At 74.1% G+C, this 21,297-nt stretch carries 21 protein-coding genes; 10 read left to right on the top strand and 11 right to left on the bottom strand.

The genetic code is table 11. The annotated features are described in order from the left end of the window. Nucleotides 1-52 precede the first annotated feature (52 nt). The 3 genes from AB0B33_RS32885 to AB0B33_RS32875 are packed head-to-tail and all read left to right on the top strand — an operon-like array spanning nt 53 to nt 2,927. Entirely contained in the window at nt 53-1,180 is a 1,128-nt protein-coding gene (locus AB0B33_RS32885) for a hypothetical protein (protein WP_360778915.1), read from the top strand. Continuing rightward, nucleotides 1,177-2,088 carry an ABC transporter ATP-binding protein gene (locus tag AB0B33_RS32880; protein ID WP_360778912.1) on the top strand — a complete coding sequence of 304 codons (912 nt, stop codon included), beginning with the start codon at nt 1,177-1,179 and terminating at the stop codon, nt 2,086-2,088. The genes AB0B33_RS32885 and AB0B33_RS32880 overlap by 4 nt, the downstream gene beginning before the upstream one ends. Continuing rightward, on the top strand, nt 2,085-2,927 hold the full coding sequence (locus AB0B33_RS32875; RefSeq protein WP_247014145.1) for an ABC transporter permease: 843 nt from the start codon (nt 2,085-2,087) through the stop codon (nt 2,925-2,927). The genes AB0B33_RS32880 and AB0B33_RS32875 overlap by 4 nt, the downstream gene beginning before the upstream one ends. Here the strand turns inward: AB0B33_RS32875 and AB0B33_RS32870 are convergent. Genes AB0B33_RS32870 through AB0B33_RS32860 form a run of 3 tightly spaced genes read right to left on the bottom strand, consistent with a single transcriptional unit; the run spans nt 2,917 to nt 6,455 of the window. Further along, a complete protein-coding gene (locus AB0B33_RS32870) occupies nt 2,917-3,723 on the bottom strand; it encodes a lipase (RefSeq protein ID WP_360778908.1) in 807 nt (268 codons plus the stop codon). The genes AB0B33_RS32875 and AB0B33_RS32870 overlap by 11 nt on opposite strands. 18 nt (nt 3,724-3,741) lie before the next feature. After that, entirely contained in the window at nt 3,742-6,321 is a 2,580-nt protein-coding gene (locus AB0B33_RS32865) for a CHAT domain-containing protein (RefSeq protein ID WP_360778905.1), read from the bottom strand. After that, the gene (locus AB0B33_RS32860) at nt 6,318-6,455 is read right to left on the bottom strand and encodes a hypothetical protein (protein ID WP_247014139.1); all 138 of its coding nucleotides are present in this window, start codon (nt 6,453-6,455) and stop codon (nt 6,318-6,320) included. Before AB0B33_RS32860 ends, AB0B33_RS32865 begins: the two co-directional genes overlap by 4 nt. A 72-nt stretch (nt 6,456-6,527) precedes the next feature. On the opposite strand from AB0B33_RS32860, the gene AB0B33_RS32855 reads away from it, so the two are divergent. Continuing rightward, a complete protein-coding gene (locus tag AB0B33_RS32855) occupies nt 6,528-7,562 on the top strand; it encodes a S8/S53 family peptidase (RefSeq protein WP_360778902.1) in 1,035 nt (344 codons plus the stop codon). Here AB0B33_RS32855 and AB0B33_RS32850 read toward each other — a convergent pair. Together AB0B33_RS32850 and AB0B33_RS32845 are read right to left on the bottom strand one after the other, a co-directional pair. Next, entirely contained in the window at nt 7,559-8,002 is a 444-nt protein-coding gene (locus tag AB0B33_RS32850; protein WP_360778899.1) for a hypothetical protein, read from the bottom strand. The genes AB0B33_RS32855 and AB0B33_RS32850 overlap by 4 nt on opposite strands. After that, the gene (locus tag AB0B33_RS32845; RefSeq protein ID WP_360778896.1) at nt 7,999-8,559 is read right to left on the bottom strand and encodes a sigma-70 family RNA polymerase sigma factor; all 561 of its coding nucleotides are present in this window, start codon (nt 8,557-8,559) and stop codon (nt 7,999-8,001) included. The genes AB0B33_RS32850 and AB0B33_RS32845 overlap by 4 nt, the downstream gene beginning before the upstream one ends. 163 nt (nt 8,560-8,722) lie before the next feature. Here AB0B33_RS32845 and AB0B33_RS32840 point away from each other — a divergent pair, with 163 nt between their 5' ends. Next, nucleotides 8,723-8,938, top strand: coding sequence for a hypothetical protein (locus AB0B33_RS32840; RefSeq protein WP_360778894.1), 216 nt, complete (start codon nt 8,723-8,725; stop codon nt 8,936-8,938). On the opposite strand, the gene AB0B33_RS32835 is transcribed toward AB0B33_RS32840, so the two are convergent. Both AB0B33_RS32835 and AB0B33_RS32830 read right to left on the bottom strand, forming a co-directional pair. Further along, nucleotides 8,908-9,180, bottom strand: coding sequence for a hypothetical protein (locus AB0B33_RS32835; RefSeq protein ID WP_360778891.1), 273 nt, complete (start codon nt 9,178-9,180; stop codon nt 8,908-8,910). The two genes, AB0B33_RS32840 and AB0B33_RS32835, sit on opposite strands and share 31 nt — an antisense overlap. A gap of 64 nt (nt 9,181-9,244) precedes the next feature. After that, complete coding sequence (locus tag AB0B33_RS32830) at nt 9,245-10,126, bottom strand: EamA family transporter (protein WP_360778888.1); 882 nt, start codon at nt 10,124-10,126, stop codon at nt 9,245-9,247. Nucleotides 10,127-10,201: 75 nt separating this feature from the next. Here AB0B33_RS32830 and AB0B33_RS32825 point away from each other — a divergent pair, with 75 nt between their 5' ends. After that, entirely contained in the window at nt 10,202-10,699 is a 498-nt protein-coding gene (locus AB0B33_RS32825) for a MarR family transcriptional regulator (RefSeq protein WP_360778885.1), read from the top strand. A 100-nt stretch (nt 10,700-10,799) separates the two neighbouring features. Here AB0B33_RS32825 and AB0B33_RS32820 read toward each other — a convergent pair whose 3' ends face one another. Then, nucleotides 10,800-11,744, bottom strand: coding sequence for an MBL fold metallo-hydrolase (locus tag AB0B33_RS32820; RefSeq protein WP_360778882.1), 945 nt, complete (start codon nt 11,742-11,744; stop codon nt 10,800-10,802). Nucleotides 11,745-11,818: 74 nt separating this feature from the next. Beyond that, nucleotides 11,819-13,075 (bottom strand): ricin-type beta-trefoil lectin domain protein, encoded by a 1,257-nt coding sequence (locus AB0B33_RS32815; protein WP_360778879.1) that lies wholly within the window; start codon nt 13,073-13,075, stop codon nt 11,819-11,821. 374 nt (nt 13,076-13,449) lie between these two features. On the opposite strand from AB0B33_RS32815, the gene AB0B33_RS32810 reads away from it, so the two are divergent. Genes AB0B33_RS32810 through AB0B33_RS32795 form a run of 4 tightly spaced genes read left to right on the top strand, consistent with a single transcriptional unit; the run spans nt 13,450 to nt 17,250 of the window. Next, entirely contained in the window at nt 13,450-13,923 is a 474-nt protein-coding gene (locus tag AB0B33_RS32810; protein ID WP_247014116.1) for a PTS sugar transporter subunit IIB, read from the top strand. Nucleotides 13,924-13,929: 6 nt separating this feature from the next. After that, nucleotides 13,930-15,546, top strand: coding sequence for a PTS system mannose/fructose/sorbose family transporter subunit IID (locus AB0B33_RS32805; protein ID WP_360778876.1), 1,617 nt, complete (start codon nt 13,930-13,932; stop codon nt 15,544-15,546). Between the two features lie 10 nt (nt 15,547-15,556). Then, nucleotides 15,557-15,946 (top strand): PTS mannose transporter subunit IIAB, encoded by a 390-nt coding sequence (locus AB0B33_RS32800; protein ID WP_360778873.1) that lies wholly within the window; start codon nt 15,557-15,559, stop codon nt 15,944-15,946. Continuing rightward, nucleotides 15,943-17,250, top strand: a complete 1,308-nt coding sequence (locus AB0B33_RS32795) for a hypothetical protein (RefSeq protein ID WP_360778871.1) — start codon at nt 15,943-15,945, stop codon at nt 17,248-17,250. The genes AB0B33_RS32800 and AB0B33_RS32795 overlap by 4 nt, the downstream gene beginning before the upstream one ends. A gap of 9 nt (nt 17,251-17,259) precedes the next feature. Here the strand turns inward: AB0B33_RS32795 and AB0B33_RS32790 are convergent, their stop codons facing one another. Continuing rightward, nucleotides 17,260-18,030: a GntR family transcriptional regulator gene (locus AB0B33_RS32790; RefSeq protein WP_360778868.1), complete on the bottom strand. Its 771-nt coding sequence runs from the start codon at nt 18,028-18,030 to the stop codon at nt 17,260-17,262. Nucleotides 18,031-18,078: 48 nt separating this feature from the next. Further along, nucleotides 18,079-21,168: a BTAD domain-containing putative transcriptional regulator gene (locus tag AB0B33_RS32785; protein ID WP_360778865.1), complete on the bottom strand. Its 3,090-nt coding sequence runs from the start codon at nt 21,166-21,168 to the stop codon at nt 18,079-18,081. Between the last annotated feature and the right edge of the window lie 129 nt (nt 21,169-21,297).

Here is a 21,297-nt window from a genome sequence, read left to right as displayed (position 1 = left end):
ACCCCTCGACCCTAGCCGCCATGGCGTACAAAGGACGCAGAGGTGATGCCGGATGACGCCCTCGGTGGTGCGGTGGGAAAAGCGGCGCCGGTGGGCCGTCGTCGCCGCCGTGGCCGCCGTCCTGGTCTCGGTGCCCTCGGTCGTCTCCGCGCTCTCGCCGGCCGGGGCCGCGGTGGACCCGGCCCGGCTGCGCACACTGGTGCTCGATTCCGCCGGGCGGCCGTACCAGGGGTACGCCGAAAGCGCGGGCTCGCTGGCCCTGCCGGAGCTACCGAACCTCGCCGCCGTCACCGCGCTCTTCTCGATGCGGACGCCGATGCGCGTCTGGTACGCCGGGCCCGACCGCTACCGCGTCGACATCCTCGGCACCGCCGGCGAGCACGACCTCTACCGGCAGCCCGACGGCGAATACACCTGGGACTACGGCGACAACACGCTGACCGAGCTGATCGGCGAACCCGCCGTCCGGCTCCCGCGGGCCGGGGACCTGCTGCCGCCCGAGCTGGCGCGGCGGATCCTGCGCGCCGCGCCGGGCGACCCGGTGAGCGCGCTGCCGGGCCGCAACGTCGCCGGCGTCGCCGCGTCCGGGCTGCGGCTCGTCCCCGCCGACCCCGACACGACCATCGGCCAGGTCGACCTCTGGGCGGACCCGGCGACCGGGCTCCCGGTGCGGGTCGAGGTGACCGCGCGCGGGCAGCGGGCCCCGATCCTCGTCACCGAGTTCCACGAGCTGGCGCAGACGACGCCGGTCGTCGAGGCGCCGCGGCCGGTGCTCGGGTCCGGGTTCACCGTGGCGAGCGCCCCGGACGTCTCGGACACGCTCGGCGCCTTCAACCAGGTGCCGCTGCCCCCGGCGCTCGCCGGGCGGCCGGTGACGTCGTCGGACTTCGGGGGTGTCCAGGGCGCCGCGCTCTACGGCAAGGGGCTCGCGTCCTTCGCGGTGATCGCCGTGCCGCGCGCGGTGGCGAACGCGGCGGGCGACGCCGCCGGGAAGGCGGGCGGGGTGCAGGTCAAGCTGGCCGGCGGGACCGTGGTGCAGCTGTCGATCACGCCGTTGTCGCTGGCGATCGTCCGCTCGGCCGTCTCCCGCCGCTCCTACCTGCTGGCCGGGACGGTGACGGCCGACGTGCTGAAGTCCGTCGCGGACGAGCTGTCCCGGCTGCGGCGGGGCGGCCGATGATCGTCACGCACGCGCTCACCAAGGCCTACGGGCGCACGGTCGCCGTGAACGCGGTCGACCTCGACGTCCGCGAGGGCGACCGCTACGGCTTCCTCGGCCCGAACGGCTCGGGCAAGACCACCCTCGTCCGGATGCTGCTCGGCCTGGTCTACGCGACCAGCGGCGAGATCGAGGTGCTCGGCAAGCCGGTGCCGAAGCGGGTCGCCGAGGTGCTGCCCGAGGTCGGCGCGCTCGTCGAAGGCCCGGCCGCGTACCCGCACCTGTCCGGGCGCCGGAACCTGGCCCTGCTCGACGCGGCCGGGCGCGGCGGCGGGCGGCGCACGCGACGGCGTCGCGTCGACGAAGCACTCGAGCGGGTCGGGCTCGGCGGGGTCGACCAGCGGCCGGTCAAGGCGTACTCGCTGGGCATGCGGCAGCGGCTCGGGCTGGCCGGCGCGCTGCTGCGCAAGCCGCGGCTGCTGATCCTGGACGAGCCGACGAACGGCCTCGATCCCCAGGGCATCAAGGAGATCCGCGAGCTGCTGACCGAGCTGAACGCGGGCGGCACCACGGTGTTCCTCTCCAGTCACCTGCTGGCCGAGGTGGAGCAGCTGTGCACGCGCGTCGGCGTCGTCGACCGCGGCCGGCTGGTGCTGGAGGAGGACCTGGTCGCGCTGCGGGCCGAGACCGGCCGGGTGCTGGTCGGGACGCCGGACCCCGCCGCGGCGGCCGCGGTCCTCGACGGGCAGCTCGAAGCCCGCGACGGCGACCGGCTGGTCATCCGGCACGCCGACCCGGCGGCGCTGAACGCGCTGCTCGTCGAAGCGGGGGTGCGCGTGACGTCGATCCACGCCGAGCAGCGGACCCTGGAACAGGTGGTCCTCGAGGTGACGGGTCCGGGCTCGGACCGGTTCGGGGCGGCCGGGTGATCGGCGTCGAACTGCGGAAGCTCGCGTTGCGCCCGCGCGTGTGGGTCAGCGTGCTGCTCCTGTGCCTGCTGCCCGCGGTCGTCGGCGTCTTCCTGGCCACGGCCGACTTCGCGCCGCCGCCCGGGCAGGGCGGGGCGTTCCTGTCGGCGGTGGTCAGCGACGGCGCGCTGTTCCCGGCCGCGGCGCTCGCGCTGGTGCTGCCGCTGTTCCTGCCGATCGCGGTCGCGGTGGTCGCGGGCGACTCGATCGCGGGCGAGGCGGCCGGTGGCACGCTGCGCTACCTGCTGGCGCGCCCGGCCGGCCGGACCCGGTTGCTGAGCGCGAAGATGATCGCGATCGCGGTCTACGTGACCGCGGCGATCGTCATCGTCGTGCTGACGTCGCTGGTGCTCGGCGTGATCCTGTTCGGCACCGGCGGCAACCCCGGCGTCGCCGGCCCGGGCGGGCAGCCGGCCGGCGTGACGTCGTTGTCGGGGCAGTCGCTCAGCTCGTCCGGGCTCGGCCTGCGGCTGCTCGGCGCGGTGACCTACATCGTCGTGTCGATGCTCGGGTTCGCCGCGATCACGATGTTCCTGTCCACGGTGAGCGACTCGGCGCTGGGAGCCGCGCTGTGCGGGCTGGCCGTGCTGATCACCAGCTCGGTGCTGGAGACGCTGGACGCGGCGGCGTCGGTGAAGCCCTACCTGCCGACGCACTACTGGCTGTCCTGGATCGACTTCTTCCGCGATCCGGTGCTGTGGCGCAACATCGACCACGGGATGCTGCTGCAGGCCGGCTACATCGTGGTGTTCTTCGGGGCGGCGTGGGCGAACTTCGCGACGAAGGACGTCACGAGCTGAGGCAGTCCGTGGGCGCTTCGAGCGGCGTGGTGCCGAGGGCCTGCAGGACGATTTCGGTGACGGCGGGGTCGGTGGGCAGGTCGCCGTGCGTGGCGCCGTTGCCCGGGCAGACCTGCTGGAGGGCGACGTTGACGGCGCCGTCGACCCGGGCGGACTCCGGCGGGGTGACCGTCTCGTCCTGCTCGGTCCAGAGCGAAAGCCACGGCAGGGTCGCCGGGATCGGCTCCTTCGCGAGCTCCTGCAGCAGGGCGCTGCCCGGCGCCAGCTGGACGCACGCCGTGGGGCAGCCGCCGGGGACGAGCGCGCCGCCCGCCGCGGCGAGACCGGTGCCGTGCATCGGCGCGCCGAGCGTGACGACCCGGCGGGCCTGGTGGTCGCCGCCTTCGCGGCTGACCCACAGCCGGGCCACGACCCCGCCCGCGGAGTACCCGACGACGTCGACCGAAGGCGCTCCCTGCGCGTACGCCCGTTCGACGGCTTCGGCCAGGACGCCGGCTTGCTCGGCCAGGTCACCGGTGCCGTCGCCGGCCAGGGTGAGCACCTCGGTGCTGCGGCCGGTCGTCTGCCGGATCCGCGCGGCGAGCTCGTCCAGCGCGCCCTGGCCGCCGCCGTAGCCGGGGACGAGCAGCACCGGGCCGGGCTTGGCCTGGTCGGGGGTGCCGGCCTCCGGCGCGGTCCTGGTGCCGGAGGTGGCGATGGCGGTCGCGGCGACGACGGCCACCACGACGACGGCGACGCTGCTGAGCATCAGACGTCGCCGCGGGCTGATGCCGCGCCACCAAGCCGTGATCCGCACGACTCCATGATGCCTGGCTCAGCCCGCGCCGTAGCAGACGTAACTCGTGGCGGCGGGGGAGTCGGGCAGCTCCGACTGGGCGCGGGCGAGGGCCGCGGCGGGGGGCAGGCCGGCCGCGAGGTGGCGGTGGTGGCGGACCATCAGGGCGCGGCCGGCGTCGTCGGGGATCGGGAGGACCGTCGCCACCAGGCTCGTCGTGCCCAGCGCCAGCAGCGCCGAGGCCAGGCCCAGCAGCTCGTCGCCCGCGTGGATCGCCGAACGGCCCGAGTCGCAGCCCGAGAGCACGACGTGGCGGGGCGGGCGGGCCAGCCGTTCCAGGTCGTACACCGTGAGCGGCCCGTCGGCCAGGCGCAGCGACGAGAACAGCGGGTTGTCGGTGCGGAACCGGCCGTGCGCCGCGATGTGGCCGAGCGCGGCGCCGTCGAGCGCGGCGAGCACCGGCTCGGCCCGCGCGGTGCGGCCGGTGAACCGCCGGGCCCCCGGGTAGCGGCGGGCCAGCGCGGCCACCTCGGCCGCGGCGTGCGGCAGCCCGGGACCCGCCACGACGACGTGGTCGCCGCCCTCGGCCCGCGGTGCGGTCGCCGCGCGGTGCCACAGCGCCGCCGACGGAGCGAGCGACACCGGACGGCCGCGGCAGCCCGGCAGCACCGGCCACGGCAGTTCGTGCAGCCGCCCGGTCGGCACGATGACCAGCGGGCCGTCGCCGAGCGGGAGCGGGGCGAGCAGCAGCTCGTCGAGCCGGCGGGCGGTCCGCTCGACGAGGCCGCCGGGCGAGCCGAGGCCGAACGCGGCCCGCCGCACCGCGAACCTCAGCTCGTCCAGGCGTTCCGCGGCTTCGGCCGCCGGGCCCAGCGCGTACCGCCGCAGCCGGCCACCGGTGACGGCGAGCGCGCTCAGCCGCCCGTCCAGCTCCACGTACTCCACGAGCGTCGCCGGGCCGAGCGCTTCGGCGAGCTCTGCGCGGGACGGGACCCGGATGTCCGAAGTGGACACTCCGGCGGCGTGCCGGGCGCGGTCGCGCACCGCCTTCTCCAGCTCGGCTTGGCGGCGCAGCAGGGTCCGCGGGTCGCCGGTCCCGGTGGCGAGGTCGACGGCGAGCTGGCGCAGCGCCGCGAGGTCGGCGGCCAGGCCCTCGTCGTCCGGCGGCCGGGCGGGCCGCAGCCGCAACGCACCGGCGTGCCGCCACTCCGCCCAGCGCAGCACGGCTTCCGGGTGGCCCGCTTCGGCGGCGAGCCGCAACCCAAGCCCGGTCAGCTCGCTCGCGTGCCCGGACGCGTGGGCGCGCAGCTCGCTCGCGCCGAGCCCGGCGCGGAACCGGTCGACCACCCGGACCCCGGCGCGCAACGCGGCGTCCGCGCCCCGGCGGTCGCCGTGCACCAGCCGCAGCAACGCCGTCGCGTGCCAAGCTCGGGCGCGCATCTCGGCCGGCCCGCCGCGCCCGGCGCGGCCGACGAAGGACAGCTCGGTCCGCGCGATCTCCACGCGGCCCAGCTCCAGCGCGAGCGCCGCGACGATCAGCCGCGCGTCCAAGGCGGGCACCACCCAGCCCGCGTCGGTCAGCGCCGCCGCCGTCCGCTGCCCCGACCGGAGCATCGCCGCGGTCCGCAGGCCGCTGTCGCGGCGGGCGCGCAGCGCGAGGTAACCGCCGAGCGCGGCCCAGCCGGGCCGGTCCTGCCGCACCGCGGACCGCCGCGCCAGCGAAGCTTCGCGCAACGCCGTCCCGGGATCGCCGTCGAGCAACGCGACTTTCGCCAGCAGCAGCCGCGCCTGCACGAGGTCGACGGCGTTGCGCCGGCGTCCGTAGTCGGCGACGGCGGCCGTCGCCGCTTCGCGCGCTTCGGCGATCAGGCGCACCGAGAGCAGGGCTTCGGCGCGTTCGATGGGCAGCAGCCCGGGATCGGTGCCCGCTTCGCGGTAGCGGGCGGCGGCTTCGTCGTAGGCGGTCAGCGCGGCGGGGACGTCGCCGCGCACCGTGGCGGCCAGCCCGCGGTTCTGCCACACCATCGCCGTCCGTCCGATGTGGCCGGTCGCGGCGAACCCGCGTTCGGCGTGGCGCAGGTCGTCTTCGGCGCCCCGCCAGTCGCCGAGGCGCGCCAGCACGATGCTGCGGTTGGTGCGGATCGTCGCCTCGATCAGGTCGTCGCCCCCGGCGGCCCGGAGCGTCTCGAGCGCGTCCGCGAACCCCGCGGCGGCGTCGCCGAACCGGCTGATTTCGGTGAGCACGACGGCCCGTTGCATGCGCAGCCGCGCGGACGCCTGCCCGGTCAGTTCCGGCATCGCGCGGTCGAGTTCGCGCAGGGCTTCGGCGGTGCGGCCGGTGAGCGTGAGGACGTAGCCGAGCACGCCGCGCGTCTGCGCGGCCCGCTCCCGCAGCCCGGCCCCGTCGGCCAGCCGGAGCGCGGCGCGCAACCGCGTCTCGGCGTCGGCCAGCCGGCCCACGGACACCCCGGCGAGCCCGAGCGCGTGCTCGGCCACCGCGGCGGCCTCGGCCCGCCCGTCCGCCTCGGCGAGCGCGGCTTCGGCGAGCACCCGCGCCTTGGCGGGCGCGGTGAAGGCGAGATCCGCGGCGGCGACGGCCTTGCCGAGCGCGTCGCTCATGACGGCTTGTGCCGGCCCCCGCCGGTGTGTATCAGATGGAAGGGCTCGCGGATCGAGTTGCCGACCCGTTCACCCATGATCGAGGGGGACACATGCCGCGATACCGCCATCGAGCAGGCGAGCTGCTGGTCCATGCGGACGATTGTGCCGCGATCCGAGCCGAACTGGCAGGGGTCGGTTATCACCCGGCCGGGGCACCGGGGGCCGTGCGCCGGTTCGCGGGCACCCGGCCGGTACCGGAAGTGCTGGCCGCGCTGGGAAACCGCGGAGCGAGCCCGAACCACTTGTTCGACCTGGACCGCATCATCTGGGGCGAACTGCGGCCGAAACCCACGAACCACACGCTGGACCCGGTTCTCGCGCCGGACGTTCCCCCGCTGGCCGGGGTGATCGACACCGGCGTCGTGCTGCACGAGGGCCGTCCGCACCCCTACCTCGGCAACCGGGTGGTGTTCGACCCGGAGGACACCGTCCGGGTGGTGCGCGGCGAAGACGAGAACCCGGTCGGTTCGGCCGCGCACGGGACGTTCGTCGCCGGAGTGCTGCTGAAGCAGGTGCCGCCCGAGGTCCGCGTCCGGATGAAGGGTGTGATCGACGAACAGAGCGGTGAGCTCGAAGACCTCGCGGTCGCCAACGCCATCGACGAGCTGCGGGAGGAGGGCATCACCCTGATCAACCTCTCCTTCTCCGGCGCGACCTGGGAGGACGAACCGCCGAAGGCGATCGAGGCCGCCCTGCGCAGGCTGCCCCCGGATTCGGTCGTCGTCGCGTCCGCCGGGAACCGGGCGAGCCGGGGCCGGGTCTTCCCGGCCGGGACCAAGTTCGAGGCCGTGGTGCCCGGCAGCGTCGACCGCAGCCACGTCCAGGTGATCGCGGTCGGCTCGGCCGACGCGTCCCGGGACTCCGGCCGGCCGTTCGTCGCCGACTTCAGCAACTACGGGCCGTGGGTTTCGGCCTACGCCGACGGAGTCGACGTGCTCGGCCCGTACTTCCGGTCCGGCTACCCGACGGATCCCGCCGGGTACAACGGGTTCGCGGTCTGGAGCGGCACCTCGTTCTCGGCCGCGATCGTCACGGGGCAGCTCGCGGCGATCATGGCGAAGGGCGCCTCGGCGTTCGAGGCCGCCCACGCGGTGCTCCACCCGGAGGGCGCCGGGGAGCCGGTCGTCGTCCGCGTGCAGGACCTGAACGGGGAAGCGCCCGTCCCGTACGTGGCGGGGGTGCCGGAGCCGGGCGCCTAGAGGCTCGCCCAGCCGGTGGTGACCGTCGTGCCGTCCGCGGCGGTCACCGACACCCGGGTCGCGCCGCGGGGGAGACCCGCCGCCGTGAACCAGCCCTCCGGGCCGATCGGCCGGGTGTGCGTTTCGCCGGCCACCTCGATCACCGCGTCGCCCGTCGCGCCGGTGATCAGGCCGCGCAGCGACACCCGGCCGCTTCCGTACTCCACCTGCAGTTCGACTGTCACCCGGGCCGACTCGAACGACAGCAGCCGGACGTCTTCGCCGTCCGCGCGGACCGCGCCGGCTTCCACCAGGTCCGAATCGAAGGCCAGCTCCGCCAGCTCGGCGTCGAGGTCGCGGGTGGACAGCGCCGCCCGGGCCTGGCGCAGCACGAGGTCGGGGACGGGATCGGCCTGGGTCGCGGCCGCTCGCAGGACGTCCATGAGTTCGTCGTCGGTCATGTCCGGTCCGCCGTTCCGAGCCCGGCCGCGTCCGCCCGTTCGCGCAGCTTGCCGAGGCACCGCTGCCGCGTCGGGCCGATGCTGCCGACCGGCATTTCGAGGGCGGCCGCCACTTCCGCGTACGACGGCGGTGGCGTGGCCATGAGCACGCGCAGCAGCCGTCGGCACTGCTCGGACAACGTGGCCAGCGCGCGCCAGAGCGTGGCGTCGCGCTCGGCCAGCAGCACGGCCGCGTCGACCGCCTCGCCGGGCGCGGGTTCGTTCTGCCAGACGTGGTCGTCGGCCGGGCGTTCGCGCTCGCCGCGGCGGAGCTGGCGCAGGCACTCGTGCCGGGTGGTGGTGCCCAGCCAGCCGGGCAGCCGCTCGGGATCCTTGATGCGGCCGAGGTTTTCGACCAGTTTCAGCCACACGGTCTGGACGACGTCGGCCGCGTCGGCGTCGGAAAGCCGGTGCGCGCGGGCGATCGACCAGAGCAGGCTCGAGTACCGCGCGACGAGCGCGTCCCAAGCCGCCTGATCACCGCGCGCGGCCGCTGAGAGCAGGGTCGTGGTGTCCACTTCGCCTCCCCTTGACCCGCTCAGCCTAGCCAAGAGCGGCCCTTCGGACCGGTACGCCATCGGGGGACTCCTTCGTGTCTTTCCCCCCGTTCCTCCGATCCGGTGGGAGCGCGGGAAATACCTGAACCCGCGCGCGCCGGGCGCCGTGTGCGCGGTGGGAGTGGTGGAGACGGATCGGGGTGAGCCGATCGTGCGGGTGATGGTGTGCGTGCTGCTCGTGTGGGGACTGACGGCGTGCGGGCCGCCGGTGGACGGCCGGGCGGTGCCGGTTCCGGCGGGGGCTGGTGTTCCGGGGTGTGCGTTGCTCGGGGACACGCCGGTGGTGCCGGAAGCCGGGTTGCGGTTCGCCTACGGGCTCGGTGTGGAGCGTTCGATGTAGTCGATGAGGTTCACGAGAGTGGCGGCGGTTTCGGCGTAGGCGATGGCTTCACCCACTTCGACCTGGGCGTGGGCTACTTCGTCGCGCATCTTCCGCATGCGCCGGATGCTGTCGACGGCATCCTCCGGCAAGTACGGGATCAGCTGGTTGATCTGACGTTGCGCAGTGGTGGGCTTGCGGTCGCGGGCGGCGCCAACACCTTTTCGTGCAAATTGCCCATCGCCGATTCGATCGTGATCCACGAGTTCATCACCAGTCCGGTGGGCTGTGAACCGACGACCGCCACGGAGGATATCCGGGTGAAGATCAGACCTTCTCGGAAACGCGCTGGGTGATCGGCGACGGCTGAGCCCGGCGCTGGGCGGTCACCACGGCGGCGAGCACGATCGCCGCGCCCAGGAGCTGCCACGGGGTCAGGCGCTGGCCGAGGACCAGCCAGCCGAGCAGGGTGGCGACGACCGGGCTCAGCAGGCCGAGGAACGTCACGTGCGTGGCCGTCAGCGCGCGGATTCCGCGGAACCACAAGGCGTACGCGAACGCCGCGCCGATCAGTGAGAGGTAGGCGTAGCCCGCGAGGTTCGCGCCGGACAGCGATGCCGGTGGCGGGCCTTCGACGGCCAGTGCGACCGGCACGAGGACCAGCCCGCCCGCGACGAGCTGCCAGCCGGTCGTTGCCAGCAAGGGCGCCGGGGACGTCCAGCGCTTGCTGAGGACGACGCCGGTGGCCATCACGATCGCGCCGCCGGCCGCGGCGGCTACCCCGAGTGCGTCGAGGCGGGCGTCGGACTGCAGCACCAGGAGGCTGACGCCGACGACCCCGGCGATGCCGGCGAGCACAGTCCGTGGGGTCAGGCGTTCGCCGAGCAGGCCGGTCGACAGGCCGGCGACGATCAGCGGCTGCAGTGCGCCGAGCGTGGCGGCGACCCCGCCGGGCAGCCGGTAGGCGGCGATGAACAGCAGCGCGAGGAAGGCGCCGATGTTGAGCGTGCCGAGCACGAGCGAGCGCCACCACCAGTCGCCCTTCGGCAGCCGGCGGGTGAGCGCGACGAGCAGCAGCCCGGCGGGTAGCGCCCGCACGACCGCGGCGAGCAGCGGGCGGTCGGGTGGCAGGAACTCGGTCGTGACGAGGTAGGTGGAGCCCCAGATCGCCGGGGCCAGCGCGGTCGTGAGGAGCAGTTTGTTTAGCACTAAGGTAGATTACCTCAGCGCTAAGCTAAATGGCTACTACTCACTTACCGCTAAGGCATCGGTTACGCTGGGCCGATGGCCGACCACGTGGACCGCGTCCTGGAGCAGTGGCACGCCGAGCGCCCCGACCTCGACGTCTCCCCGATGGGCGTGATCGGCCGGCTCTCCCGGCTGAACGCGCTGGTCGACGCGGAGCTGCGGCGCACGTTCGCCCGCCACGGGATCGACCGCGCGACGTTCGACGTCCTCGCGACCCTGCGCCGCAGCGGCCCGCCGTACCGGCTGACGCCGACGGAGCTGATGCGTTCGGCGATGGTGACGTCCGGCGCGATCACCCAGCGCCTCGACAAGATGGAGGCGCGCGGCCTGGTCGAGCGCACGCCGAACGAGACCGACGGCCGCGGAGTCCGCGTCGCGCTGACGGACGCGGGCGGCGAGCTGATCGACCGGGCGCTGCCGGAGCACGTGGAGACCGAGCACCGGATCCTGGACGCCCTGGGTGCCGACCAGCGGGAGGAGCTGGCCGGCACGTTGCGAACCCTGCTGGAGAGCCTGGGCGGCGCCGGGTCCTAACGGGCCGGCGCCTTGGCGACGCCCGCCGGGTCGGCCGTGTCGCGATGGATGCCTCGGCAGCGCACCCAACGCCACATCGGGGCGGGCGGAGCGGAGCGGGTCAGGAGATCTGGCGGACCGGTTCCCGGTCCAGCAGGTAGTCCAGGTCGATCCGCCCGCCCGCTGCCGCCAGGATCGCGTCGATCGCCAGGTCCACGTCCAGTTTGCGGCCGTGCTGATCCGCGTACGCGCGCATCAGGTTGCCGATGTGGCGTTCCGGGTTGCGCCACGACGGCCAGCGCAACGACGCCTGCCGCGCCAGTCTCGTGAAGTCCGTCTGGCGCTCCGTCACCTCCAGCAGCCACTCCAGGTACACGCGCATCGCGTGGAACGCCGTGTGGCCCGGGTTGGCCACCGGGCCGTGGCCCGGGACCAGGGTGCGGGGGCGGAACGTGTCCTGGAGCCAGTCGAGCGCGTCGAGCCAGCCCGGGATCGAGCCGTGGACCGCCACCGGGGTGTCGCCGATGACCACCAGGTCGCCGGTGAACAGCGTGCCCGAGCGGGGCTCGTGGACCACCAGGTCGCCCGCCGTGTGCGCGACGCCCGGGACCGCGACCACGTCCGCCGCCGCGTCGCCGAGGTCGACGTGGTGCCAGCCGGTGACCGGGTGGACCGACTCCGGCTCCGGGGGCTCGAGGCTGCCCCAGCCGGTGTAGGTGAAGACGTTGCCGTACGTCTGCGGCCCGGCCTTGACCAGGTCGAGCGCGCCCGGCGCGGCCAGCGCCGTCCCGCCGTCGCGCAGGGCGACGCCGAGACCGTTGTGGTGCTCGCCGTGCGCGTGCGTGATGGCGACCGTGAGCTCGCGCTCGCCCGCGTACTTGCGCACGTCGCGGACCAGTTCCAGGGTCGCCTGCTCCGTTCCGCAGGTGTCGATCAGCACGACGCCGTCGCGGCCCTGGATCCAGCCGCTGTTCGCGACGAACCACTCGGCCGGCGTCTTCACGTACGCCACCACGCCCGGCCGGGCGTGCCGGAGCGGGACGATGTTCGATGTGACGGCCGGCATGCCTTCCCCTCCCTCATGCAGACGATGCGTTAACGACGGTGACCCGGCCAGGTTGCGCGGTTCTCCCGAATTGTTCAGGCGGGTCCCTGCCAGCGCTGGTTCGCGGTGGCCGCGCAGGTCCGGATCTGCAAGCGGGTGCCGTCGGCCGAGGAGCTGCCGGCCGCGTCGAGGCACTTGCCCGACTGTGGGTTCAGCAGGGTTCCGTCGGTCCGCGCCTGCCACGTCTGCGCGCCGGTGGCGTTGCAGTCCCACAGCTGCACGAGGGTGCCGTCGGCCGTCCCGCTGTTCGAAACGTCGAGGCACTTGCCGAACGCGCGGAGCGTGCCGTTCTGCTTCGTCCAGCGCTGGGCCGCCGTGGAGTTGCACGTCCACAGCTGGACCGCCGTGCCGTTGCCGGTGTTCGACGCGCTGACGTCGACGCACTTGCCGCCGAGGCCGGTGATCTTCCCGGCGGGGTAGGGGCTGCCGCTCGCGATCAGGTACGCGCTGTTCGCGACGTTCCAGTGCGTCGCCAGGTACGTGCCGGCCGCCGGGTTGGTGTTGAAGTAGTCGTCGCCGAGGCAGTCGAGCTGGTTCTCCGGCGCGCCGGGGCAGACCTTCACCAGGCCGCCCGGCGGGTTCGGCAGGCCGCCGTCGTCGTAGCACATGATGTCTTCGTCGTCCCAGCAGTGACCGTAGGCGCTCGAGTGCGGCGCGCTGCCCTGGACGGCGCCGAGGGTGTGCAGGAGCTCGTGCCCGGTCGCCTGCCAGGACCAGCAGCCGGTGCCGACCGTCGCGTAGTGCGGGCCCGCGTTGTACGGGTTGCCCGAGCTGGGGCTGTCGTTGCCGCCGTTGCCGAAGGCCAGGCCGCAGCCGTCCTTGTCGTACCAGACGACGTACTTGCGGTCCGCGCGGTTGTAGCCCTGGGCCTTGATGGCGTTGGTGATCGTGTCGACGGTCGCCATGTCGCCCTGGGCGATCACGACGTTCCCGACGGCCGCCCGGCAGCTCGCGTCGGTCACGTACCGGACGTGCCGGACGCCGCCGCCGAGCCGGGACGCGGCCTCGGCGAAGGCGTCGTCGATCTGGCTCGCGAAGGTCTGGAACTGGCCGGCGAACTGGGCGTACCGGTCGGCCTGGCCGTTCCCGCGGACGTAGAGGGCTTGGACGCGCTTGCCGCTGACGCCGTCGCCGTCGCAGACGGCCGAGCGCGGCGCCGCGACCGGAGCCGACGGCGTGCGGAGGTGGCCGGGCAGCTGCTCGGTGCCGTCGGTCGCGGCGGCCGAGGGCAGCGCGGTGGCGAACAGGAGCGCGGTGCTGAGCGCGGCGAGGCGCAGGGTTCTCGCGGTCACGGGGGTTCCGCCTTTCCCGGTGCGGCAGGGGACGAGGAAGTGCGGTCTAGACCAATGGGAATGATAGGAGGAGCTCGGTGGGGTGTCACTGACAAGAACGGACAGCTCCGGGTGAACCACTCACCCGCGCCTATTTCGATCGGTCGACTGGTCGAATAATTTTCGCGTTTTCGCTCTTGACAGTCGATCACGGACGTCCATACTGGTATATACCTTTATGGGAGGGTCCGGGTAACGCACGGGGAGGCTTCGCGCTCGTGGGCCGACGGAAGGTCTGAGGGGTCCTTCCGTCGGCCGCGCGAAGGCCGGTCACCGGCAGTTGACACAGATACTGGTACGAACCAGTATGTCTCCTGCCGTCCGGGAGGAGAAACATGGCGGGGGCACACGTCCGGATCGACAACCGGCTGATCCACGGGCAGGTCACCGTCGCGTGGACCCGCCGCCTGGGCGTGCGCCGCCTGCTCGTCTGCAACGACGACGTCGCCGCCGACGACCTGCAGCAGGTGCTGCTCCCGCAAGCCGCGCGCGGCCTGCCCACCGCTGTGCTGTCGGTGGCCGCGGCGCTCACCGTGCCGCTCGACGGGGATGTCATGATCATCGCGAAGGACCCCGAAGACGCCTTCCGCCTCGTCGAAGGCGGGCTGCGGCCCGGGGTCGTCAACGTCGGCAACGTCGCGCCCCGGCCGGGCACCGCGTACACCATGGTCACCCGCTCGATCGCGGTCACCGCGGACGAGGCGGGCGGCTACCGCCGGCTCGCCGCCGGGGTTCCGCTGGTCACGCAGCTGATGCCGCAGGACAAGCCGGCCGAATTCGTCCCGCTGCTCGACCGGAAAGGGCTCTAGCCCCGCATGCTCGTCGCGTTGGCCCTGACCATCTGGGCGATCTACTGCACCTACGACGGGCTCGGCCCGTTCCTGATCTACGCGCAGCGCCCGCTGATCGCCGGCTCGGTGGCCGGGCTGATCACCGGGAACCCGCTGCTCGGCCTGATGATCGGCGCCACGCTCGAGCTCGCCGCGCTCGGCGTCTACACCTACGGCGGCGCGACCATCCCGGACTACCAGACCGGCGCGATCGTCGGCACCGCGCTGGCCGCGGGCGCCGCCGGCGGGACGTCCGCCCAGGTCGCCGTCGGGATCGGCGTCGGGCTGCCGGCCGCGATCCTGCTCTCGGCGCTCGACCCGGTCGGCAAGATGGTCACCACCGCGCTGGTGCACCGGGCCGACGGGTACGCCGCCGAAGGCAACGCCCGCGGCCTGGCGACGATCCACTGGGTCAGCCTGGTCCCGTGGGTCGCGGTGCGCGCGATCCCGACGTTCCTCGCCGCGCTCGCCGCGTCCGGCGGCCTGGTCAAGGACATCACCGCGAGCATCCCGGCCGGGTTCGTGCAGGGCATGACGCTCGCCGGGTCGCTGCTGCCGGCGGTCGGCTTCGCGCTGCTGCTCGGCATGATGGAGCTGTCGCGGTACTGGTACCTGCTGCTGATCGGCTTCGTCGGGTTCGCCTACCTGAAGCTGCCGGTGCTGGGGATCGCGCTCGTCGGCGTCGCGGTCGCGATGCTGTTCGTGACGCTCAAGCGCGACGAGCCGGCCATCGCCGTGCCCGAGCCCGCCGAAGAGGCCGAGGTGGACCCACGGCTGACCAAACAGGACCTGCGGCGGGTGTTCCGCCGCTACTTCTGGTCGAGCCAGATCTCCTGGAACTACGAGCGGATGCAGGCGCTAGGGTTCGCGTACGCGATGGAACCGGTGCTGCGCCGCCTCTACCCGGAGAAGGCCGACTACGTCGCCGGCCTGCAGCGGCACCTGCAGTTCTTCAACACCTCCGTGCTCATCGGCGGCCCGCTGATCCTCGGCTCCAGCGTCGCGCTGGAAGAAGCCGGGACGCCGAAGTCGGCGGCGAGCACCAAGGTCGCGCTGATGGGGCCGCTGGCCGGCATCGGCGACACCGTCGTCTTCGCGCTGTACAACAGCATCGTCTTCACCATGGGCGCGTCGTGGGCGCTGCAGGGCAACTGGCTCGGCCCCGCGTTCGCCGCCGTGATGGTGCTCGTGCCGTACGCGCTGGTGCGGCGCTGGCAGTTCGGGTTCGCCTACCGCGAGGGGAAGCGGCTGGCCGGGCACCTCGCCGCGGGCGCACTCGCGCGCGTCGCGCAGGGGGCGACCGTGCTCGGGTTCGTCGTGCTCGGCGGGTTCATCCCGTCGATCGTCAAGGTCGTCACCACGCTGACCTACCGGCAGACCACCACGGTCCAGGGGCAGCCGGTGACCCAGTCGGTGGCGATCCAGGACCGGCTCGACGAGCTGCTGCCGTTCCTGCTGCCGGTGCTGGTGACCGCCGGGGTGTACCTGGTGACGGCCAAAATGCGGCTGCGGCCGGTCTGGGTCATCGGCATCGTCGTCGTCGCCGGGGTCGCACTGGGGTGGCTCGGCTGGTTCGCGCCGTCGGCCCCGGCGAAGAGTTAGGGGGAATGCCATGTCCGTCCCGATCATCCTGGCCGGCCACGGGCGGCTGCCGTCCGGCGTCGGCGAGGCCGCCGAAATGATCCTCGGCCCGCAGGCGCGGCTGAAGGTCTGCGAGCTGAGCCCGCGCGACAGCCCGGAGGAGTTCGGCGCCCGGGTGCTGGCGCTGGCCGGCGCCGCCGAAGGCGCGCTCGTGCTGGCCGACCTGCACGGCGGCTCGCCGTTCAACGCCGTCCGCGCGCTCGCCGCCGGGCACCCGCGCATCCAGCTGGTGTCCGGGCTGAACCTGCCGATGCTGCTGGAGGTCCTGCTGCACACGACCGACGACGTCACCGAGCTCGCCGGGGTGGCCCGCGCCGCCGGCCGCGACGGCGTCGTCGACGTCCTGGAATCGACCTGGTGACCGCCGCACTCCTGCTCGCCGCGCAAGACGTCCGGATCACCCCGGGGCCCGGGCACCCGCTCGGCGGCTACCTGGCCCGGCACGGCGTCGCGACCGGCACGCACGACGAGCTCGAAGCGTCGCTGATCTGGCTGTCCACCGAGGACGACCCGGGCGTGGTGTGGGTGGCGCTGGACGCGCTCGCGGTCGACGCCGGCCTCACCCGCACCCTGGCCGACGCGGTCGGCGCGGCGGTCGGCATCGCGCCGGAGCGGGTGCTCGTCTGCGCGTCGCACACGCATTCCGGGCCCGAGGGCTGGACCGGCCCGCTGCACCCCGGCCTGCCGGGCGAGCGCGATCCCGGGCTGGTCGGCCGGATGGCGGAGAAGGTCACCGGCGCCGCGCTGCGGCTGCACGCCTGCCGTTCGCGGGTCCGGGCGCGCTGGCACGACGGGGCGACCGAGGCCGTCGGCGGCAACCGCTACCGGCCGGACGGGCCGCACGACACGTCGTTCGGCGTGCTCGAACTGAGCCGCGACGACGGCACGCCGGCGGCGCTGCTGTTCGACTACGCCAGCCACCCGACCGTGCTCGGCCCGGACAACCTGGCCTGGTCGGCGGACTGGCCGGGCGCGACCCGAAGAGAGCTGGCCGCGCTGATCGGCCGCCCGGTGGCGGCGTTCCTGCAGGGCGCGGCGGGGGACGCGAGCTCCCGTTTCGTCCGGCGCGGCCGCGACCACGCCGAGGTCCGCACCCTCGGCGGCCACCTGGCGACGTCGATCGCCCGCACGCTGGCGGCGGCGTCGGCGATCGGCGCGAGCGGCCCGGTCCGGCTGACCCGCTCGTCGCTGCACCTGCCCTACCGCGACGTGCCGTCCATCGAGGACAGCGTCGAACTGCGCGAGTCGGCCGAGGCCGAGTGGCAGCGCGAGCTGGCCCACCACGGCGAGGACCACCCGGCGGTCCGGATCGCCCAGACCCGCTACGAGGGCTGCGCGATGCTCGCGGCGATGGCGGCGAGCGACCGGCCGACGGGGTGCGCCGAGGTCCCGGTCAGCGTGGTGTCGCTGGGGGACATCGCGTGGCTGCACACGCCGTTCGAGCTGTTCGCGTCACTGGGGCTGCGGATCCGGCGGGGGAGCCCGTTCCGGCACACGCGGGTGATCGGCTACACGGACGGATACCTGGGGTACCTGCCGGACGCCGAAGGGCACCGGAACGGGATTTACGAGTCTTACGTGACGCTGTTCGGCCCGGACGCCGCGGACGTGCTGGTGGAGCACTGCCTGAAGGTGCTGCGAGCGCACCGGCTCAGCCCCGCTTAGGCCGGCCGGTCAGGAAGCGTGGCTGCGCCGGGCCTGGGTGAACACCGTGTAGCGGTCGGCCCGGTACAGCGACCGCCCCGCCTCGATGACACCGCCGCTCTGGTCGTGCAGCGTGCCCTCGATGATCAGGCACGGCTGGGTGGCTTCGATGCCGAGGAGGGTCGCGTCGCCGGCGTTCGGGAGGACCGCCGAGATCGCCGTGTCGTTCCACTCGGCGCGGACGTCCCAGCGCTCCTCGATCGTGCGGTGCAGTGATTCGGTTTCCCAGTCGAACAGCTCGATGCCGGGGAAGCGGTCGACCGAGAGGTTGGTGCGCTCGACGGCGAACGGCTCGTCTTCGACGAACCGGAGCCGCTCCAGCCGGAAGACCCGCGCGCCCGGTGGCACGTTCAGGCGGCCGGCGATGCGCTGGTTCGCGCTCTCCACCTCGGCGTGCAGCACCTTCGTCTTGGGGACGACGCCGCGGGCCTTCATGTCCTCGGTGAACGACGTCAGCATGTCGATGTGCGCCGCCTGGCGATCCGCGGTGAAGGTCGCGGTGCCGTGCTGGCGGTACAGGACGCCGTCGGCGACCAGGCGGTTGATCTCCTGGCGCACGGTGCCGCGGGCGACCTGGAAGTGCTCGGCGAGGAACCGCTCCGACGGCATCAGCCGGCCGGGGCCCGCCTCCGTCGCGACGGCTTCGAGGATTTCGCGGAGCTGATCGCCCTTCGGCCGCCCCGGCTGCAGCGCGTCCGGGAGGCGGAGATCGCTCGCGGGGACGTGTTTCGGACGGGGCATGCCTTCAGTATGTCGCGCCGCGGCACCCGGCACAGCATCGACCGCGACTCAGCCGGTGGCGCGCCCGGGCAGTCCGGCCAGGAATTCCGCGGCCACGGCCTCGCCGGTGACGTGCCCGACCGCGCGGTAGAGCGACCGCGACTCCCGCGCCGTGCCGTCGGCGAGCGTCGACCGGCCCGCCGCGACCTCGACCGCGGCCAGCCCCAGCAGCGCCTCCGCCTCCACCACGCGGAACCCGCCCGCGCGCGCCGCGTCGAGGGCCGCCCGCGCGTGTTCGCCCGCCTCGCTCGCGCGGCCGCCCGCGGCCAGCACCCGGGACAGCGTCGCCGCCGCTTCCGCCAGCTGGCCGCGCAGCCCGGACTCCGCCGTCAGGTCCCGGGCCTCCCGCAGGACGCGCTCCGCCGCGGACAGGTCGCCGCGGCCTTCCTCCGCGCGGCCCAGCGCGATCAACGCGGCCGCTTCGACCTGCCGGTCGCCGTCGCGGCGGACGCAGTCGAGCGCGGCCCGGGCGGTGCGGGCCGCTTCGTCGTGGTCGCCGCGGGCGATCTGCAGGGCGCTCACCGCGTTCAACGCCGTCGCTTCGCCGAAGCTCGTGCCGAGGTCGCGGAACGCCGCCAGGGCCTGGTCGAGGACCTCGCCCGCCTCGGCCAGCCGTCCGGTGGCCAGCAGCACCCAGCCCAGGTCGGCGAGGTTCGCCGCCGCCCAGAACGCCAGGTCCTCCTTGCGGGCCAGCGCGATCGCCTCGACCAGGCAGTCCTCCGCCTGCTCCAGCCGGCCGAGCTGGCGGTAGTGGCAGCTCAGCGAGTTCAGCGCGAGCGCTTCGCCGGACCGGTTGGCCAGTTCGCGGAACAGCTGGATCGCGCGGCGGCTGTGCTCGACGGCCTCCGACAGCCGGCCGGTCCACTCCAGCATCGAGCCCAGGTTCGCGACGGCCGTCGCCTCGCACTCGCGCCAGCCGCACTCCCGGCTGGCGAGCACCGCCTTCTCCGAATGCCGGATGCCGGCTTCGTGCTGGCCCTCGCGGAAGTACGCGCCGCCGATGGACAGGTGGACCAGCGCCTCGGCCGGCCGGGCGCCGTGGTCGCGGGCCGCGCGCAGGACGATCGGGGCCAGTTCGAGCCACTCCGCGCGGCGGCCGTGGTCGTGGAAGAACCGCCGCAGGGCGTCGGCCAGGTACCAGGCGCCGGGGTACGGCCCGCGCGTCGCGGCCTGCCGCAGCGCCGCCGAGAGGTTCGGGACTTCCACGTCGAGCCAGGCCACGGCGGCCGCGGCGTCGGCGAACGCGATCGGGCTCGGCGCCGCCGGGGCGTCTTCGCGGGGCAGCGAAACGATCCGGGCGCCGAGCAGCGCGACCGCGGCGTCGGCGGCCGCGCAGTAGCCGGTGAACAGCCGCTCCCACGCCCCTTCGCGCGCGGCTTCGTCCTCTTCGGCCCGGACGCACTGCTCGGCGTAGCGGCGGGCGAGGTCGTGGAAGCGGAAGCGGCGGGGCGCGTGCGCCTCCAGGAGGTTCGCCGCGGCCAGCCCGCGCAGGCGGCGCGCGGCCTCGTCGGGCGGCACGGCCAGCAGCGCCGCCGCGGCGATCGGCGTGAAGTCGGCGCCCGGAACCAGCGCGAGCAGCCGGAACGCCTGCCGCAGCCCGGTCGGCAGGGCCTGGTAGGACACCGAAAACGCCTTGGCGACGGCGCTTTCCTCGGCGCCGTCGAAGCCGAGCTGGGCCAGCGGGTCGCCGCGCAGCTCCTCGACCAGCTCGCCGATGCTGGCGACCCCGGTGTTCGCCGCGGCGATCCGCAGGGCCAGCGGGTGGTGCCCGCAGAGCCGGGCCAGCTCGGCCGCGGCCTCCGGCTCGGCGCTGGTCCGGTCACCGAGCAGAGCGGTCAGCAGCGCCTGCGAGTCGTCCTCGCGCAGCTGCGCCAGGCCCAGCGACCGCGCGCCGGTGCGGGCGACCAGCTCGTCGAGCCGGTGGCGGCTGGTCACCAGCACCCGGCCCGACGACGGCAGCAGCGGCAGCACCTGGGCGGCGTCACGGGCGTTGTCCAGCACCACGAGCGCCTGCCGGTCGGCCAGCAGCGAGCGGTAGAGCTTGCTCTGGTCATCGAGGCCCGGGGGCACGTCCCGCAGGTCGACGCCGAGGGTGCGCAGCAGCTGCGCGAGCGCGGCAGCGGGGGTGAGCGGCTCGTCGTCGGCGTCGAAGCCGCGCAGGTTCACGTACAGCTGGCCGTCGGGGTAGCGCGCCCGCGCGGTGTGGGCCCAGTGCACGGCCAGCGCGGTCTTGCCGACGCCCGCCGTGCCGGTGAGCACCCAGACGTCGCCGGGTTCGTCGAGCGTGGCCAGTTCGGGCGCGCGGCCGGCGAACCCGCGGACGTCCAGCGGCAGCTCGGCCGGCCGCGGCGCGACCGGGGCCGCGGCGGGCGGCGGCGCGGGCTCGCCTTCGCCCTGCAGGATCCGCATGCGCAGGTCCTGCAGGGCCTGGCCGGGCTCGATGCCCAGTTCGTCGACGAGCAGGTCGTGCGCCCGCGTGTACGTCTCGAGCGCTTCGGGGGTGCGGCCGCAGCGGTGCAGCGCGAGCATCAGCGCGGCGCGCAGCCGTTCGCGGAAGGGGTGCTCTTCGACGAGCTGCCGCAGCTCGCCGACGACTTCGGCGTGCCGCCCGGAGGCCAGTTCCTGCTCGTACAGCTCCTCCAGCACGACGAGCCGGCGCTCGGCCAGCGCCGGGCCTTCGTGCTCGGTCAGCGCTTCGCTGACGCCGCCGAGCGGGGTGCCCTCCCACAGCGCGAGCGCCGCCCGCAGGTGCGTGACGGCCTCGGGCCCGGCCGTGGCCCTGGCCCGGGCGACCTCGTCGTCGAACACGTCGAGGTCGCGCTCGCCGGGACCGACCTCGATGACGTAGCCGGGCGCGCGCCGCACGATGACGTCGCGGCCGAGGAGCTTCCGCAGCTCCGAGATGTGCACCTGCAGCCGCCCGCGGACGCTCGGTGGCGCGTTCTCGCCCCAGGTCAGGTCGATCAGGCGGTCTTCGGTGACCACGCGGTTCGGGTTGAGCAGCAGCGCGGCCAGCACGGACGTCTGTTTCTGGCCACCGGGCCGGAACGCGCCCGTGGCGCCGAGGACCGTGACCGGCCCGAGCAGGCGATAGCGCACGTGTTGCCCCCAGAAGGCGGACCGAAGCGGAACGGAAGTGCCGTCGCCGACCCTAACTGTGCCGATCGTTTCCCCTCCGACCACAGTCACGGCCGGATGGCTTTCGTCACGACGGTTGCGTACCGCACT

The organism is Amycolatopsis sp. NPDC049159 (assembly GCF_040648295.1).
In the GTDB taxonomy this organism is placed as follows: Bacteria; Actinomycetota; Actinomycetes; order Mycobacteriales; family Pseudonocardiaceae; genus Amycolatopsis; species Amycolatopsis pretoriensis_A.
This window is presented reverse-complemented; position numbering and strand designations above follow the sequence as displayed.